At 71.3% G+C, this 15,576-nt stretch carries 13 protein-coding genes; 10 read left to right on the top strand and 3 right to left on the bottom strand.

What is annotated here, in order from left to right; all coding sequences use genetic code 11:
• Positions 1-244 precede the first annotated feature (244 nt).
• The 4 genes from ACFWP5_RS19360 (at position 245) to ACFWP5_RS19345 (ending at position 4,314) form a co-directional block, all read left to right on the top strand.
• Positions 245-727 carry a helix-turn-helix domain-containing protein gene (locus ACFWP5_RS19360; RefSeq protein ID WP_384157513.1) on the top strand — a complete coding sequence of 161 codons (483 nt, stop codon included), beginning with the start codon at positions 245-247 and terminating at the stop codon, positions 725-727.
• Between the two features lie 93 nt (positions 728-820).
• The gene (locus ACFWP5_RS19355; RefSeq protein ID WP_384157511.1) at positions 821-2,053 is read left to right on the top strand and encodes a helix-turn-helix domain-containing protein; all 1,233 of its coding nucleotides are present in this window, start codon (positions 821-823) and stop codon (positions 2,051-2,053) included.
• Between the two features lie 317 nt (positions 2,054-2,370).
• On the top strand, positions 2,371-3,360 hold the full coding sequence (locus ACFWP5_RS19350; protein ID WP_384157508.1) for a malate dehydrogenase: 990 nt from the start codon (positions 2,371-2,373) through the stop codon (positions 3,358-3,360).
• Between the two features lie 153 nt (positions 3,361-3,513).
• On the top strand, positions 3,514-4,314 hold the full coding sequence (locus tag ACFWP5_RS19345) for a hypothetical protein (protein WP_384157505.1): 801 nt from the start codon (positions 3,514-3,516) through the stop codon (positions 4,312-4,314).
• 45 nt (positions 4,315-4,359) lie between these two features.
• Here ACFWP5_RS19345 and ACFWP5_RS19340 read toward each other — a convergent pair whose 3' ends face one another.
• Complete coding sequence (locus tag ACFWP5_RS19340) at positions 4,360-5,340, bottom strand: GNAT family N-acetyltransferase (protein ID WP_384157502.1); 981 nt, start codon at positions 5,338-5,340, stop codon at positions 4,360-4,362.
• Between the two features lie 196 nt (positions 5,341-5,536).
• Between ACFWP5_RS19340 and ACFWP5_RS19335 the strand changes: the two genes are divergently transcribed.
• From ACFWP5_RS19335 to ACFWP5_RS19315, 5 genes are all read left to right on the top strand, one after another.
• Complete coding sequence (locus ACFWP5_RS19335) at positions 5,537-7,063, top strand: aldehyde dehydrogenase family protein (protein ID WP_384157499.1); 1,527 nt, start codon at positions 5,537-5,539, stop codon at positions 7,061-7,063.
• 117 nt (positions 7,064-7,180) lie between these two features.
• A complete protein-coding gene (locus tag ACFWP5_RS19330; protein WP_384157496.1) occupies positions 7,181-8,707 on the top strand; it encodes a GMC family oxidoreductase in 1,527 nt (508 codons plus the stop codon).
• Positions 8,704-9,783, top strand: a complete 1,080-nt coding sequence (locus ACFWP5_RS19325; RefSeq protein ID WP_384157493.1) for a glycine betaine/L-proline ABC transporter ATP-binding protein — start codon at positions 8,704-8,706, stop codon at positions 9,781-9,783. The genes ACFWP5_RS19330 and ACFWP5_RS19325 overlap by 4 nt, the downstream gene beginning before the upstream one ends.
• Positions 9,783-11,738: an ABC transporter permease gene (locus ACFWP5_RS19320; RefSeq protein ID WP_384157490.1), complete on the top strand. Its 1,956-nt coding sequence runs from the start codon at positions 9,783-9,785 to the stop codon at positions 11,736-11,738. The genes ACFWP5_RS19325 and ACFWP5_RS19320 overlap by 1 nt, the downstream gene beginning before the upstream one ends.
• A 1-nt stretch (position 11,739) precedes the next feature.
• Positions 11,740-12,696, top strand: a complete 957-nt coding sequence (locus ACFWP5_RS19315) for an ABC transporter substrate-binding protein (RefSeq protein ID WP_384157487.1) — start codon at positions 11,740-11,742, stop codon at positions 12,694-12,696.
• Positions 12,697-12,702: 6 nt separating this feature from the next.
• Here the strand turns inward: ACFWP5_RS19315 and ACFWP5_RS19310 are convergent, their stop codons facing one another.
• Positions 12,703-13,425, bottom strand: coding sequence for an isocitrate lyase/phosphoenolpyruvate mutase family protein (locus tag ACFWP5_RS19310; RefSeq protein ID WP_384157484.1), 723 nt, complete (start codon positions 13,423-13,425; stop codon positions 12,703-12,705).
• A gap of 46 nt (positions 13,426-13,471) precedes the next feature.
• Positions 13,472-13,969, bottom strand: a complete 498-nt coding sequence (locus ACFWP5_RS19305) for a carboxymuconolactone decarboxylase family protein (protein ID WP_384157481.1) — start codon at positions 13,967-13,969, stop codon at positions 13,472-13,474.
• A 47-nt stretch (positions 13,970-14,016) separates the two neighbouring features.
• Between ACFWP5_RS19305 and ACFWP5_RS19300 the strand changes: the two genes are divergently transcribed.
• The gene (locus tag ACFWP5_RS19300; RefSeq protein WP_384157478.1) at positions 14,017-15,408 is read left to right on the top strand and encodes a PLP-dependent aminotransferase family protein; all 1,392 of its coding nucleotides are present in this window, start codon (positions 14,017-14,019) and stop codon (positions 15,406-15,408) included.
• The last annotated feature ends 168 nt before the right edge of the window (positions 15,409-15,576 follow it).

Below are 15,576 nucleotides of genomic sequence, written 5' to 3'. Positions count from 1 at the left end.
GAGCAAGGACGCGCCGCCGTCTGCGTTCACCTTGCCGACTTGTGGACCGGCTGTTCAATGGCTGTCGGCGCGCTGTGGCAGGGAGGTGACCGTTTCGCTACGCGGTCCGCACCGCCCGGCGACGAGGGAACCGTTCCCCTTCCGGCGTCGTCATTTCGCTCGGAGCGGCCAAATGAGGACACCTATGGGGAACGCCTATGGGGAACACCTGTGGGGACCCCTATGGGGACGCGGGGGAGGTGCGATGGGCGGCTGGCAGCCGCTGCCGGACGAACTGCCGGCGGAGGTGCGGCACTTCGTGGAGCAGTTGCGCCTCCTCAAGGACCGCACCGGGCTGAGCCTGGTCGCGCTCGGCGCGCGCACCGCGTACAGCAAGTCCTCCTGGCACCGCTATCTCAACGCCACCCAGCCCCCGCCCCGCCAAGCCGTCGTCGCCCTGTGCCGGGTGGCCGGCGTCGACCATGAACGCATCGGTGTGCGCTGGGAGTTGGCGGTCCAGGCATGGCCCCGCCCGGAGACGGTTCCGGGAAAGGGGGAGGGGGAGGAGGAGGCCGGGGACGAGTACCGGGACGATCCGACCCTGCCGTGGTGGGACACACCGCCGGAGAAGCCGAAGAGCGGGCGAGGGCAACCCGGTGGACGACTGCTCCGGTACGCGTTGTTGCTGTTGCTTTTCATGCTCCTCACGGCTGTTGTGGGAGTGATGGCCCTTGTGTCGATGTATTGACAAGTTTGCGGATTTGCAACGAACTCGACCAACAACCGCGTTAGCGTGGGCAATTCAGGGCAGAGGGGGGAAGCAATGCCTCGTTGGAGGGCCTTGCCGGATGAACTCGATCCGCAGGTCAGGGAGTTCGCGAGCCAGTTGCGCAGGCTCGTGGACCGCAGCGGCCTGAGCATCGCGGCGGTGGCCGACCGCACGGGCTACAGCAAGACGTCCTGGGACCGTTATCTCAACGGCCGGCTCCTCGCACCGAAGGGCGCGATCGTCGCCCTGGCCGAGGTCACCGGCACCAGTCCCGTTCATCTGACCACGATGTGGGAGCTCGCCGAGCGTGCCTGGAGCCGCTCCGAGATGCGGCACGACATGACCATGGAGGCGATGCGGGTCTCCCAGGCGCGTGCCGCGCTGGGGGAGTTCGGAGCGCCCCCGGCACCCGCACAGGGCGGCAAGGCGCAGGGCGGCAGGACGGCCCGTAAGGGTGGCGGCGGTGCCACCGCAACTCCGGGGATCGCAGGCCCGGCGGGAGTGTCCCCGACGGTGCCGCCACAGCCGACGACACCCGACAGCGACGTACGGGAAGGTGCTTCGAAGGACGCACGGGAGGGTCCGTCGGACGTACGAGAAGGTGCGTCGGACGTACGGGAGGGTCCGTCGAAGGTCGCCAACTCCTGGGGGATCGCCGGGTATCCGGGACCGAAGCAGGCCGGTGGCGGGGGCGGCTCCGGTGCCGAAGCGGCGGCCGTGAAGCCCGAGCCCGAGGTGCCGGTTCCGTACGGCGAACCGGCGCAGCCGTCCCGGCCCTTGGCGCCGCCCGGCGGGGTGGGCGGTGCCAAGCGGCGGGTGCTGATGTTCGGTGCGGGGGTCGTCGGGGTGCTCGTGGTGATCGCGGCCGTGTTCCTGTTCACCAACAACGGCGGCGAGGACAAGAAGGCCAGGGCCACGCACACCTCGGCCTCGGCGTCCGCCCGTACGAACCCCGACCTGCCGGCCGGAGTGAAGTGCGTGGGCTCCGGCTGCACCGGCAAGGACGCCGAGGGCATGGGCTGCACCACGGAGGCGGGCGCGGTGACCACCGCCAAGACCGCGACCGTCGGCACGACCGTCGTCGAGGTCCGCTACAGCAAGACCTGCGGCGCCGCCTGGGGCCGTATCACCACGGGTGTGGCGGGGGACTCCGTCCAGGTGAGCGCGGGGACCGCCAAGGAGACCGACACCATCACGGCGACCGGCGACGCCATCGCCTACACCCCGATGGTGGCCGTGAAGGACGCCGGCGAGGCGAAGGCCTGCGTGACGCTGGCGTCGGGGCAGAAGGGGTGCACGACGTAGTCCACATGTGTGGGGATTCTGTGTACGTGCGGAATGCCTGCCCCCGATCGGGGGCAGGCGGAAAGTACCCCCACGGGAGTCCGGACACTCGGTACCCCCGACGGCGGTCGTCCGGTGTTCCTCTCCCGAGCCGGACGGCCGCCTCATTTGTGCGTGGACCCGTTCTGTGGGGTGGGCCACATGGACCCGGGAGTCCGGGATCGCGGATGCGCGATAGCCTGACCGGTGGATCTCTTGACGCCAAGAGATCGATCATTTGTACGTCCCGCACCCCGGGGCAGTGCCGCCCCACCGCCAGCTGTCATACGGAGAACGCCATGACCCGCACTCCCGTGAACGTCACCGTCACCGGCGCGGCCGGCCAGATCGGTTACGCCCTGCTCTTCCGCATCGCCTCCGGCCAGCTGCTCGGCGCGGACGTGCCGGTCAAGCTGCGTCTCCTGGAGATCACCCCGGCGCTCAAGGCCGCCGAGGGCACGGCGATGGAGCTCGACGACTGCGCCTTCCCGCTCCTTCAGGGCATCGACATCACGGACGACCCGAACGTCGCCTTCGCCGGCACCAACGTCGCCCTCCTCGTCGGCGCCCGCCCCCGCACCAAGGGCATGGAGCGCGGTGACCTGCTCTCCGCCAACGGCGGCATCTTCAAGCCGCAGGGCAAGGCCATCAACGACAACGCCGCGGACGACATCAAGGTCCTCGTCGTCGGCAACCCGGCCAACACCAACGCGCTCATCGCGCAGGCCGCCGCCCCGGACGTACCGGCCGACCGCTTCACCGCGATGACCCGCCTCGACCACAACCGCGCGCTGACCCAGCTCGCGAAGAAGACGGGCACCACGGTCGCCGACATCAAGCGTCTGACCATCTGGGGCAACCACTCCGCCACCCAGTACCCCGACATCTTCCACGCCACGGTCGCCGGCAAGAACGCCGCCGAGACCGTGAACGACGAGAAGTGGCTGGCCGAGGAGTTCATCCCGACCGTCGCCAAGCGCGGCGCCGCGATCATCGAGGCCCGCGGCGCGTCCTCGGCGGCCTCCGCCGCGAACGCCGCGATCGACCACGTCCACACCTGGGTCAACGGCACGGCGGACGGCGACTGGACCTCGATGGGCATCCCCTCGGACGGTTCCTACGGCGTCCCGGAGGGCCTCATCTCCTCCTTCCCGGTCACAACGAAGGACGGCGTCCACGAGATCGTCCAGGGCCTGGACATCAACGAGTTCTCCCGCGCCCGCATCGACGCGTCGGTGAAGGAGCTGGAGGAGGAGCGCGAGGCGGTCCGCTCCCTCGGCCTCATCTGAGCCGCTCGATCCGAGCCATCTGCGGGCCGTTCTCGACGGCTCTGTCACGGGCTTGCGCGGGCCCTGTTCCGGTTACGACCGGAGCGGGGCCCGTTCCCTTTTCTGTCGCTACCGTCTGAAGCGGTACGTGGTGGGTGATTCGGGGGGTTCGTGATGGCTGGTTGGGATGGCTCGGGCGATGGCTCCGGGGGCTTCGGTGCCGAGCGCGGTCCGAGCGAGGAGAGGGGACAGGCGGCCTGGTCCGTGTGGTCCACGGCGGAGACGCAGACCTCGCTGACCCCGCCGGCGTGGGTGTCACCACCGGCTCCCGCCCCGGCTCCAACTCCGGTTCTCGCGCCCGCTTCCGGCCGTCGTGCCTGGCGGGTGGTCCTCGCGGTGGCTCTCGCGGTGGTGCTGGGCGCCGGCGCCGGGGGCGGGGTCTGGTACGTCACGCACGGGCGCGGCACGCACAACCACGTGGACGCGAGCGCGAGTTCGAGTCCGAGTGCAACCGGGCCCGGATCGTCGTACCGCGCCGCCCAGGACCCCACCGGCTACACGGTCGACGTCCCCAAGGGCTGGACCCGTACCCAACGGCAGGGCGCGAAGGCCCCGGTGATCACCTACGACTCCCCGGACCGCACCCGCCGCCTCCAGATCTTCCGCGTCTCGGAGAACTCCCCGGCCGAGTCCCTCGACCTGGCCGAGAACGACCCCGGCTACGGCTTCGTCCGGCAGCCCGGTTACCAGGTCGTCGACCGCGCCTCCGGCCCCACTTGGGCCGAATTGACCTACCGCTACGACGACCAGGACAAGGGCGCCCGCCGGGTGATCGACCACCGCTTCCGGGCGGCCGACGGCAGGCTCTACGCGATCCGGTCCAGTGGCCCCGAGTCTCTCGATCCCGCCCTGGTCAGGGGCGCGCTCACCGCGGCGGTGGGTTCCTTCTGCCCGGCGGGCGCGAACTGCGGGTAGGCCGGAGGCGGACTACGGGTAGGCCGGGGGCGGACTACGGATGGGTCAGGGGCGGACTAGGGGTGGGTCAGGGCGCCGGGGGGTCGGGTCCACCAGCCGCTTCTCGAACCAGTGGTCCGCGTAGACATGGTCCACGTACGCCGGAATCTCCGCGTACCCGCACGCCCGGTACATCGCCTGCGCCTCCGTGAGCGCCGCGTGCGTGTCCAGCCGTACGACGGTGAAGTCGTGTTCTACGGCGGCCCGTTCCAACTCCGCGAGGACGCGGCGGGCGAGGCCGAGGCGGCGGGCGTCGGGGTGGACCCAGAGGTGCCGGATCTCGCCGACGCCCGGCTCCAGGGTCCGCAGCGCCCCGCAGGCCACGGGCCGCCCCTCCTCGTACGCGACGAAGAACGCGCCCGCGTCCCCGGTGACCTCCTGCGGCCGTACGAGATCGGTCTTGTCGAAGCCCTCCGGGAAACGGGCGTCGATGTCGGCGGCGTAGGCGTCGAGGCAGGCGCGGGCGTCCTCGGTGGCGCCGTCGACGAGGGTGATCGTGATGCCGGCGAGGCGGAGGAGGCGTTGTGTCGTTGCCAACGCGTGGGTCAGTTCGGTGCGTTGGGGTGCGGTGAGGGTGGCGAGGAGACCGGCGGCGAGCGCGTTGGCGCGGCGTTGCTGCTCCTTGACCTCGACGCGGCCTGCGTCGGTGAGCTCGATCAGGCGCAGGCGGGTGTCGTGCGGGGGCACGGTGAGCCGTACCAGGCCCTGCGCCTCCAGGGACTTCGCCATCCGGCTCAAGTAGCCCGCGTCCAGGGCGAGTCGGCCGCGCAGTTCCCGCAGCGAGACCCCGTCACCGATCTCGAAGAGCAGCCGGGCCTCGCCGAGCGGGCGGTCCTGGCCGAGGTAGTGGTCGTCGAGCGCGCCGATGCGGCGGGTGAAATAGCGGTTGAAGTGCCGGAAGGCCGCGACGTCCTCCGCCGGCGCCGATTCGGTCGGCATCGATTCGGTCGGCACCGGTTCCGCCGGGGTGTCCGTGACTGGCTCCATAGTTCTTTGACTTTAGTCAAAGGAGTCGAGGGAGTCCATGGTGATGCGGCTTTTGTGCCTCTGTTAAGTGACTCGGCCCACTTTCGGCCATGGATTGCGCATGCATACGGACGTCCCGGGCAGGCGCTCCCGGTCCCCGAGAGTGACAGTTAGGTGACGCTGGGACGCTGAACAGGAACGGAAGGCAATACCGATCATGGCCGACAACACGGAACAGCAGGCGGGGAAGACCATTCACGCGGGCGGGGAGTGGCTGGAAGCGGTCTCCGGCGCCACGCGCGAGATCATCGACCCCGCGGACGCGCTGCCGTTCGCCGTGGTCGCGGAGGGCGACGAGAAGGACACGGACATAGCCGTCGCCGCCGCCCGCGCCGCCTTCGACGGCGGTGAGGGGGCCTGGCCGCGCACGCCCGTCACCGAGCGCGCCGACCTGCTGCGCCGCGTCGCCGACCTGCTCGTGCGCGACCGCGAGCAGCTCGGCCTGCTGGAGAGCCGGGACGCGGGCAAGACCGTAGAGGAGGGTCGTGTCGACATCGACTGTGTCGCCGACGCCTTCCGCTACTTCGCCGACCTCGTCGCCGCCGAGGCCCCCGGCCGGGTCGTCGACGCGGGCACGCCCGAGGTGCACAGCGTCGTCGTGCACGAGCCCGTCGGCGTCTGCGCGCTGATCACCCCCTGGAACTATCCGCTGCTCCAGGCGAGTTGGAAGATCGCGCCCGCTCTCGCGGCCGGCAACACCTTCGTCGTCAAGCCCAGCGAGATCACCCCGCTGACGACGGTCGCCCTGATCGACCTGCTCGTCGAGGCCGGACTGCCGTCCGGTGTCGCCAACATCGTCACCGGGCCAGGGCACTCGGTCGGCGCCCGGCTCGCCGAGCACCCCGACGTCGACCTCGTCTCCTTCACCGGCGGTCTGGCCAGCGGCACGAAGGTGGCCCAGGCCGCCGCCGTGAGCGTCAAGAAGGTCGCCCTCGAACTCGGCGGCAAGAACCCCAACGTCGTCTTCGCCGACGCCTGCGCCACCGAAGAGGGCTTCGACACCGCCGTCGACCAGGCCCTCAACGCGGCCTTCATCCACAGCGGCCAGGTCTGCTCGGCGGGCGCCCGGCTCATCGTCGAGGAAACCGTCCGGGAACGCTTCGTCGCCGAACTCGCCCGCCGCGCCGAGAAGATCCGCCTGGGCCGCGGCACCGAGGACGGCGTCGAGTGCGGCCCGCTCGTCTCCGAACAGCAGCGCGCCAAGACCGAGTCGTACGTCGCCGCCGCCCTCGCCGACGGCGCGGTGCTGCGCTCTGGCGGCAAGCGTCCCGAGCCGACCGCGACCCGGCCCGCCACCGGTTACTTCTACGAGCCGACCGTCCTGGACCAGTGCCACCGCGAGATGAGCGTCGTACGCGAGGAGGTCTTCGGACCGGTCCTCACCGTAGAGACCTTCCGCACCGAGGACGAGGCGGTCGCGCTCGCCAACGACACCGAGTACGGCCTCGCGGGCGCCGTCTGGACCGCCGACGCGGGCCGCGCGCGACGCGTCGCCGGACGGCTGCGGCACGGCACCGTCTGGATCAACGACTTCCACCCCTACCTCCCGCAGGCGGAGTGGGGCGGCTTCGGAAAGAGCGGTGTGGGCCGGGAGCTGGGCCCCGCCGGACTCGCCGAGTACCGCGAGGCCAAGCACGTCTACCAGAACCTGGCGCCGAAGCCGGTGCGCTGGTTCGCGGGCTGACGCTTGTCCGGTTCGCGGGCCGACCCGTGCTCGGCTCGCCGGCCAACCCCCCCGTTCGGTTCGCGGGCGGCCCCACGTCCCCTTCGACCCCCAGCCCCCACTGGAGTGAGTACCCCCATGCCCGACAACGAATACGACTATGTCGTCATCGGCGGCGGCACCGCAGGCTCCGTCATCGCCTCCCGTCTCACCGAGAACCCCGACGTCACCGTCGCCGTCATCGAGGGCGGCCCCAGCGACGTCGGCCGCGAGGACGTACTGACCCTGCGCCGCTGGATGGGCCTCCTCGGCGGCGAGCTGGACTACGACTACCCGACCACCGAACAGCCGCGCGGCAACTCCCACATCCGGCACAGCCGCGCCCGTGTGCTCGGCGGCTGCTCCTCGCACAACACCCTCATCGCCTTCAAGCCGCTGCCGTCCGACTGGGACGAGTGGGAGGCGGCCGGCGCCAAGGGCTGGGGCGCGATCTCGATGGAGGCGTACTACGCCCGCCTCCTCAACAACATCGTCCCCGTCGACGAGAAGGACCGGAACGCCATCGCCCGCGACTTCGTCGACGCGGCCCAGGCGGCGCTCGACGTCCCGCGCGTCGAGGGTTTCAACAAGGCGCCCTTCACGGACGGCGTCGGCTTCTTCGACCTCGCCTACCACCCGGAGAACAACAAGCGGTCCTCGGCTTCGGTCGCGTATCTCCACCCGGTGATGGACGAGCGCCCCAACCTCACCCTTTTCCTTGAGACCTGGGCCCACCGCCTGGAGTTGGACGGCACTCGCGCGGAAGGTGTGCACGTCCGCACCAAGGACGGCGAGGAACTCCTCGTCCGCGCCCGCCGCGAGGTCGTCCTGTGCGCCGGCGCCGTCGACTCCCCGCGTCTGCTCCTGCACTCGGGCATCGGCCCCCGCGAGGACCTCGAAGCGCTCGGCATCCCCGTCGCGGTCGACCTCCCGGGCGTCGGCGAGAACCTCCTCGACCACCCCGAGTCGGTGATCGTCTGGGAGACCCACGGGCCGATCCCGGAGAACTCCGCGATGGACTCCGACGCGGGCCTGTTCGTGCGCCGCGACCCCGGGCACCCGGGCCCCGACCTGATGTTCCACTTCTACCAGGTGCCCTTCACCGACAACCCCGAGCGCCTCGGCTACGAACGCCCCGAGTTCGGCGTCTCCATGACCCCCAACATCCCCAAGCCGAAGAGCCGCGGCCGCCTGTACCTGGAGAGCGCCGACCCGGCGGTCAAACCCGCCCTGGACTTCCGCTACTTCACCGACGAGGACGACTACGACGGCCGCACCCTCGTCGACGGCATCCGCATCGCCCGCGAGATCGCGAGGACCGAACCACTCGCCGGCTGGCTGAAGCGGGAGGTGTGCCCCGGCCCGGAGATCCTCGGCGACGCGGAACTGAGCGAGTACGCCCGCAAGGTCGCCCACACCGTCTACCACCCGGCGGGCACCTGCCGCATGGGCGCCGACACCGACGAACTGGCCGTGGTCGACCCCGAGTTGAGGGTCCGCGGCCTGGACGGTCTCCGTGTCGCCGACGCCTCCGTCTTCCCGACCATGCCCGCCGTGAACCCGATGATCGGGGTGCTCATGGTCGGCGAGAGGGCCGTCGACCTGATCGGAGGCGGTGCCCGATGAGTACGACTCCGATGACACCCCCGACCCTGCCCCCGACCGGGCCGGTCTTCTCCGTCGAGGGCCTGTGGAAGGTCTTCGGCCCGAAGGCCGACCAGGTCCCCGCCGACCCCGAGCTCACCGCCCTGGACGCCGCCGGCCTGCGCACCCGCACCGGCTGCACCGCCGCCGTCCGTGACGTCTCCTTCGACGTGCGCAAGGGCGAGGTCTTCGTGGTGATGGGCCTGTCCGGCTCCGGCAAGTCCACCCTGGTCCGCTGCCTCACCCGCCTCATCGAACCCACCGCGGGCACCATCGCCATCGACGGCGAGGACGTCCGCGCCATGGACAAGGCCCGGCTGCGCGAACTCCGCCGCCACCGCGCCGCGATGGTCTTCCAGCACTTCGGCCTCCTCCCGCACCGCACGGTCCTCGACAACGTCGCCTACGGCCTGGAGATCCAGGGCATCGGCAGGGCCGAGCGCCGCCGCCGGGCCGCCGAGGTCGTCACCAAGGTCGGCCTGGAAGGCATGGAACAGCGCCGCCCCGGCCAGCTCTCCGGCGGTCAGCGCCAACGCGTCGGCCTGGCACGGGCGTTGGCGGTCGACCCCCAAGTCCTCCTGTTCGACGAGCCGTTCAGCGCGCTCGACCCGCTGATCCGGCGCGACATGCAGGAGGAGGTCGTCCGGCTGCACCGCGAGGAGGGCCGCACGATGGTCTTCATCACCCACGACCTGAACGAGGCGCTGAAGCTCGGCGACCGCATCGCCCTGATGCGCGACGGCCGCATCGTCCAACTCGGCACCCCCGAGGAGATCGTCGGCTCACCCGCCGACGACTACGTCCGCGAGTTCGTACGGGACGTACCGCGCGCGGAGGTCATGACGGTCCGTACGGCGATGCGGCCCGGCGACTGCGGAGGTCAGGAGCACCCCGGTGCGCTCGCGGCCGACGCGGTCGTCGCCGAGGCGATCAAGGTCGTGTCCCGCACCGGACAGCCCGCCTGCGTCGTGGAGGACGGCCGCTGTCTGGGCGTGGTCGACCACGCGCGGTTGCTGGACGTCGTGGCGGGGGCGGAGCTCCACAAGGAGGCGGTCTGATGGCCACGGTCACCGCACCCGCCCCGCGCCTCGCCCTCCCCGGAGTCCTCCGGCACCGGGCCGCGCACAAGCTCCTGCTGCTCGCGCTCGCCGCGGCGGTCCTCGTGCCGCTCGCCAACGCGCACTGGTCCAGCGGCAGTTGGCCGCACGCCCTCACCGTCGACCTGTCCGGGCCGCTGGGCCGGGCCAACGACTGGATCATCGACAACCGCGACAGTTCCCCGCTGTTCCTCTACTTCTTCGGCTACATCAGCAACGCCGTCGTCCTCTCCGTACGCGCCGTGTACCTGGTCCTGCTCGCCGCGGGCTGGGCGGGCGTCACAGCGTTCGGCGCGCTCGTCGCCTGGCGGGTGGCGGGCGTACGGCTCGCGATCGGGACGGGCGTCGCCTTCCTCGCCTGCGGGCTGCTCGGCATGTGGGTACCGACCATGCAGACCCTCGCCCTGATGGTGGTCGCGGTGCTCACCTCGGTCGTCGTGGGCGCGCTGCTCGGCCTGGCCGGCGGCCTCTCCGAGCGGACGGACCGCGCACTGCGCCCGGTCCTGGACACCATGCAGGTGCTCCCGGCCTTCGCCTACCTCCTCCCCGTCGTCCTCGTCTTCGGCATCGGCGTCCCCGCCGCCGTCCTCGCCACCGTCGTCTACGCCGCCCCGCCCATGGCCCGCCTCACCGCGCTCGGCCTGCGCGACGCCGACCCGGAGGTCCTGGAGGCCGTCGAGTCCCTGGGCGCCACCGGACGCCAGCGCCTGTTGACCGCACGGCTCCCGCTGGCCCGCAAACAACTCCTCCTCGGCCTCAACCAGACGATCATGATGGCCCTCTCCATGGCCGTCATCGCCTCCGTCATCGGCGCCGGAGGCCTCGGCGACCGCGTCTACCAGGCCCTCGCCTCCGTGGACGTCGGCGCGGCCCTGGCCGCCGGCATCCCGATCGTGCTCCTGGCCGTCGTACTGGACCGCGTCACCGCGGCGGCGGGCCAACAGTCCGACGCGTCCGCGGGGGAGCCGGGGTCGGGACTCCGCCCGTGGCTGTACGCGCTCGGCGCCACCGTGGTCGTAGCGGTGGCCGTCCGTCTGGCCGGCGCCCTGGACTGGCCCTCCGGCTGGACCCTGAACATCGCCGAACCGGTGAACCGCGTCGTCGACTGGATGACCGCCCACCTCTACTCCGGCGTCCCCTACCTCGGCGGCACCGCCGACTGGGCCGGCCGCTTCACCACCTGGGTCCTGGACCCCGTCCGCGACGGTCTGCAGTGGCTGCCCTGGTGGTCGGTGCTGCTGATCGTCGCCGCCCTCGCCTGGGTGATCGGCACCTGGCGCACCGCGATCACCGCCGTCCTCGCCATGGCCGCGATCGGCGTGCTCGGGGTGTGGAAGCCGTCCCTCGACACGCTGTCGCAGGTGTTGGCCGCCGTGGCCGTCACCCTCGTCCTCGGCTTCGCGACCGGCATCGCCGCCGCCCGCAGCGACCGCTTCGAACGGGCCCTGCGCCCCGTCCTCGACGTCTGCCAGACGATGCCGCAGTTCGTGTACCTGATCCCGGTCGTCGCCCTGTTCGGCGTAGGCCGCGCCCCCGCCGTCGCGGCGGCGGTCGTCTACGCCCTCCCCGCCGTCGTCCGCATCACCACCCAGGGCCTGCGCCAGGTCGACCCGGCCGCCCTGGAGTCGGCCCGCTCACTCGGCGCGACCAGTGCCCAGCAGCTACGGCAGATCCAACTCCCGCTCGCCCGCCCGGCGTTGCTCCTCGCCGTCAACCAGGGCGTGGTCCTCGTCCTCGCCGTCGTCATCATCGGCGGCCTGGTCGGCGGCGGCGCCCTCGGCTACGACGCCGTATTCGGCCTCGCGCAGGGCGACTTGGCGACCGGACTCGTCGCCGGCGCCGCGATCGTCTGCCTCGGCCTGATGCTCGACCGGGTGACCCAGCCGACGGAACGCCGCACCAAGAAGGGAGCGTGACATGCGAGTTCGTACGGTGTATTCGGTCGCCGCGGTGACGTCCCTCGCCCTGCTCTCGGGCTGCGGCGCCGCCGACATGACCAAGCAGGCCTCGCCCTTCGCCAACGCGCAGGGCGCCAAGACCGTGACCCTCTCCGTCCAGTCCTGGGTGGGCGCGCAGGCCAACGTGGCTGTCGCGCAGTACCTGTTGGAGCACAAGCTCGGCTACCGCGTCGACACCGTCCAGGTCGACGAGGTCCCCGCGTGGGACGCGCTCAGCCAGGGCCGGGTCGACGCGATCCTGGAGGACTGGGGCCACCCCGACCAGGAGAAGCGCTACGTCGACGACAAGAAGACGATCACGCGCGCGGGCGGCCTCGGGGTCACCGGGCACATCGGCTGGTACGTCCCGACCTACCTGGTCAAGCAGCATCCGGACATCACCAACTGGAAGAACCTCAACAAGTACTCCTCGCTTTTCCGCACCGCCGAGAGCGGCAGCAAGGGCCAGTTGATGGACGGCTCGCCCTCCTACGTCACCAACGACAAGGCCCTGGTGACGAACCTGAAGCTCGACTACCAGGTGGTCTTCGCCGGTTCGGAGGCCGCGCAGATCACCCAGATGAAGCAGTTCGCCAAGGAGAAGAAGCCCTTCCTCACCTACTGGTACGCACCCCAGTGGCTCTTCAAGAAGGTCCCCATGACGGAGGTGAAACTCCCCGCCTACAAGGAGGGCTGCGACGCCGACGCCGCCAAGGTCGCCTGCGCCTACCCCCACACCCCGCTGGAGAAGTACCTCAACACGGACTTCGCCAAGCGCGGCGGCAAGGCGGCGGCCTTCCTGAAGAAGTTCAACTGGACGACCGAGGACCAGAACGAGGTCTCCCTGATGATCGCCGACCAGAAACTGTCCCCGGCCGACGCCGCGAAGAAGTGGGTGGACAACCACCCCTCCACGTGGAAGGCGTGGCTGTCCTGACCCCGCTCACCGCTTCAGCTCGTCGGCCCTTCCCCGGAGTGCGAGTGCCGCCCAGCGCTGGAGCCCCGGCCCGAACGTGATGCGCGTGGCCCCGAGTTCACCGAGTGCGGTGGGCGAGGGGCCGCTGCCGTCCAGCCGCGCGAGCGCGTTGACCGGCCCGCGGATACCGGACCGCAGCAACGGCAGCACATCCGCTGGAGCCATGATCGGATAGACACAGTCGGCACCCGCCGCGACGTACAACGCGGCCCGCTCGATGGCCCGTTCGGGGTTCCCGTCACCGTGCAGGAAGGTGTCGACCCGCGCGTTGACGAACAACCGGTCCGCCGCCACCGCCCGCACCTCGGCCAGCCAGTCCGCGTGCCGCCGCGGGTCCTTGAGCACACCCCCGTCGGAGTCCTCAAGGTTGCAGCCCACCGCCCCCGCCTCCAGCAGCCGCTCCACCAACTCCTTCGGCGCGAGACCGTACCCGCCCTCGATGTCCGCCGACACCGGCACGTCCACGGCCCGCACGATCCGCGCGACCGCCGCGAACATCTCGTCCGCCGGCGTGGCCCCGTCCTCGTACCCGAGCGAGGCGGCCACCCCGGCACTGGGCGTGGCGAGCGCCGCGAACCCGGCCTCCACGAACACCCGCGCACTGACCGCGTCCCAGGGCCCGGGCAGCACCAGCGGATCACCGGGCAGCCGCCGCTGATGCAGACTCCGGAACAGCTCGACCTCGCTCACGGCCGACGCTCCCGGACCTCGCGGTCCAACGCCCTTGCAGGTGAGGTCACTTGTACTGTCCCGCCTTGTAGTGCCCCGGCACCATCCGCGTGCTCACACCGAACCGGTTCCACGCGTTGATCACCGTGATCGCGGCGATCAGCTGCGCCAGCTCGGCCTCCTCGAACTGCTCGGCCGCCCGCTCGTACACCTCGTCCGGCACGAAACCGTCCGTGATCACGGTGACCGCCTCGGTCAGCTCGATCGCCGCCAGCTCCTGCTCGGTGTAGAAGTGCCGCGACTCCTCCCACGCGCCGAGCTGAATGATCCGCTCCACGCTCTCGCCCGCCGCGAGCGCGTCCTTGGTGTGCATGTCGAGGCAGAACGCGCAGTGGTTGAGCTGCGAGGCGCGGATCTTCACCAGTTCCAGCAGCTTCGGGTCGAGGCCCCGACGGGCGGCGGCGTCGAGACGGACCATCGCCTTGTAGACCTCGGGCGCGTGCTGGGCCCAGTCCAGGCGGGGGCTGTGTTCGGGGGCGTAAGGAGCTTCCTGTGCTGTGGTCATGTCTTCGACTCTAGAAGCCAGGCAGCCCAGGAGTATGGTCCATTTCCATGGCGAAATCTTGGGCCACTTTTGGCGTCGACCTGCATGTCGAACCGACTGGCACCAGCACCGGTGTCCGCCGCGGCCTCACGGACGCCCTGCGCGACGCCGTCCGCACCGGCCGCCTCGCCCCCGGCACCCGGCTGCCCTCCTCCCGCTCCCTCGCCGCAGACCTGGGCATCGCCCGCAACACGGTCGCCGACGCCTACGCCGACCTCGTCGCCGAGGGCTGGCTCACCGCCCGCCAGGGCTCCGGCACCCGCGTCGCCGAACGCGCCGTCGTCCCGCCCACGGACGCGGCCCCGCCCCGCCGCCTCCGCGGCCGCCCCACCTACGACCTCGTCCCCGGCACCCCCGACCTCGCCTCCTTCCCCCGCACCGAGTGGCTCAAGGCCGCCCGCCGCGCCCTCACCACCGCCCCCTATCAGGCCCTCGGCTACGGCGACCCACGAGGCCGTGTCGAACTGCGCACCGCCCTCGCCGCCTACCTCTCCCGCGCCCGCGGCGTACGCGCCGACCCCGAGCACATCCTGATCAGCGGCGGCATCTCCCACGGCCTACGGCTGCTCGGCGCCGTCCTGCGGGCCCGCGGCGCCCACACGATCGCGGTGGAGTCCTACGGCCTCGCGGTGCACTGGCAGATCCTGGCCGAGGCCGGTCTGCGCACCCGCGCGCTCCCCTTCGACCAACTGGGCACGAACCCCGGGCAGTTGACGGACGAACCGGCGGTGCTGCTCACCCCCGCCCACCAGTTCCCCATGGGCGTCCCCCTCCGCCACGACCGCCGCTCCGCCGTCGTCGACTGGGCCCGGCGCACCGGCGGCCTGGTCCTGGAGGACGACTACGACGGCGAGTTCCGCTACGACCGCCAGCCGATCGGCGCCCTCCAGGGCCTCGACCCGAACCACGTCGTCTACCTCGGCACCGCCAGCAAGTCCCTCGCCCCCGGCCTCCGCCTGGCCTGGATGGTCCTGCCCCCCTCACTGATGGAGGAGGTCGCGAAGGCGAAGGGCGGCATCGACACCTGCGGCGTCCTGGACCAACTGACCCTCGCCGAGTTCATCACCTCCGGCGCCTACGACCGCCACGTCCGCGCCGCCCGCCTGCGCTACCGCCGCCGCCGCGACACCCTGGTCGACGCCCTCGCCCAGCACGCCCCCGACGTCCACGTCACCGGCATCGCGGCCGGCTTCCACGCCGTCCTCAGCCTCCCACCCGGCACCGAACAGTCGGTGGTCCAGGCCGCCGCCTGGCAGGGCCTGGCCCTCCACTCCCTGTCCTTCTACCGCCACGAACACGCCCTCGCCGACCCCCTGGACGCCCTGGTCGTGGGCTACGGCACACCACCGGACCACGCGTGGGCGGGGGCGGTGGAGGCGCTGTGCCGGGTGCTGCCGTGAAGGTGCGCACCACTCAACGCAGGCCGGTGCAATCCAGCCCATCCGGCGCTTGAGGACAAGCCGGAGACGGCCTCTTTTCAGCGCAGGCCAGCACATTCAGCCTGTCCGGCGTTTGAGGACGAGGCCTCTTCAGGGCCGAAGCGGGGTCTGGGGGCGCAGCCCCCCCCG

It is taken from the genome of Streptomyces sp. NPDC058469 (genome assembly GCF_042721125.1).
Taxonomy (GTDB): Bacteria; Actinomycetota; Actinomycetes; order Streptomycetales; family Streptomycetaceae; genus Streptomyces.
This window is presented reverse-complemented; position numbering and strand designations above follow the sequence as displayed.

Bases quoted from the DNA above. Each gene is read 5' to 3' on its own strand.
- ACFWP5_RS19330 (WP_384157496.1), top strand. From the start codon at position 7,181: ATGCCCGACAACGAATACGACTATGTCGTCATCGGCGGCGGCACCGCA.
- ACFWP5_RS19300 (WP_384157478.1), top strand. From the start codon at position 14,017: ATGGCGAAATCTTGGGCCACTTTTGGCGTCGACCTGCATGTCGAACCG.
- ACFWP5_RS19335 (WP_384157499.1), top strand. From the start codon at position 5,537: ATGGCCGACAACACGGAACAGCAGGCGGGGAAGACCATTCACGCGGGC.
- ACFWP5_RS19350 (WP_384157508.1), top strand. From the start codon at position 2,371: ATGACCCGCACTCCCGTGAACGTCACCGTCACCGGCGCGGCCGGCCAG.
- ACFWP5_RS19320 (WP_384157490.1), top strand. From the start codon at position 9,783: ATGGCCACGGTCACCGCACCCGCCCCGCGCCTCGCCCTCCCCGGAGTC.
- ACFWP5_RS19360 (WP_384157513.1), top strand. From the start codon at position 245: ATGGGCGGCTGGCAGCCGCTGCCGGACGAACTGCCGGCGGAGGTGCGG.
- ACFWP5_RS19305 (WP_384157481.1), bottom strand. From the start codon at position 13,969: ATGACCACAGCACAGGAAGCTCCTTACGCCCCCGAACACAGCCCCCGC.
- ACFWP5_RS19340 (WP_384157502.1), bottom strand. From the start codon at position 5,340: ATGGAGCCAGTCACGGACACCCCGGCGGAACCGGTGCCGACCGAATCG.
- ACFWP5_RS19315 (WP_384157487.1), top strand. From the start codon at position 11,740: ATGCGAGTTCGTACGGTGTATTCGGTCGCCGCGGTGACGTCCCTCGCC.
- ACFWP5_RS19325 (WP_384157493.1), top strand. From the start codon at position 8,704: ATGAGTACGACTCCGATGACACCCCCGACCCTGCCCCCGACCGGGCCG.
- ACFWP5_RS19345 (WP_384157505.1), top strand. From the start codon at position 3,514: ATGGCTGGTTGGGATGGCTCGGGCGATGGCTCCGGGGGCTTCGGTGCC.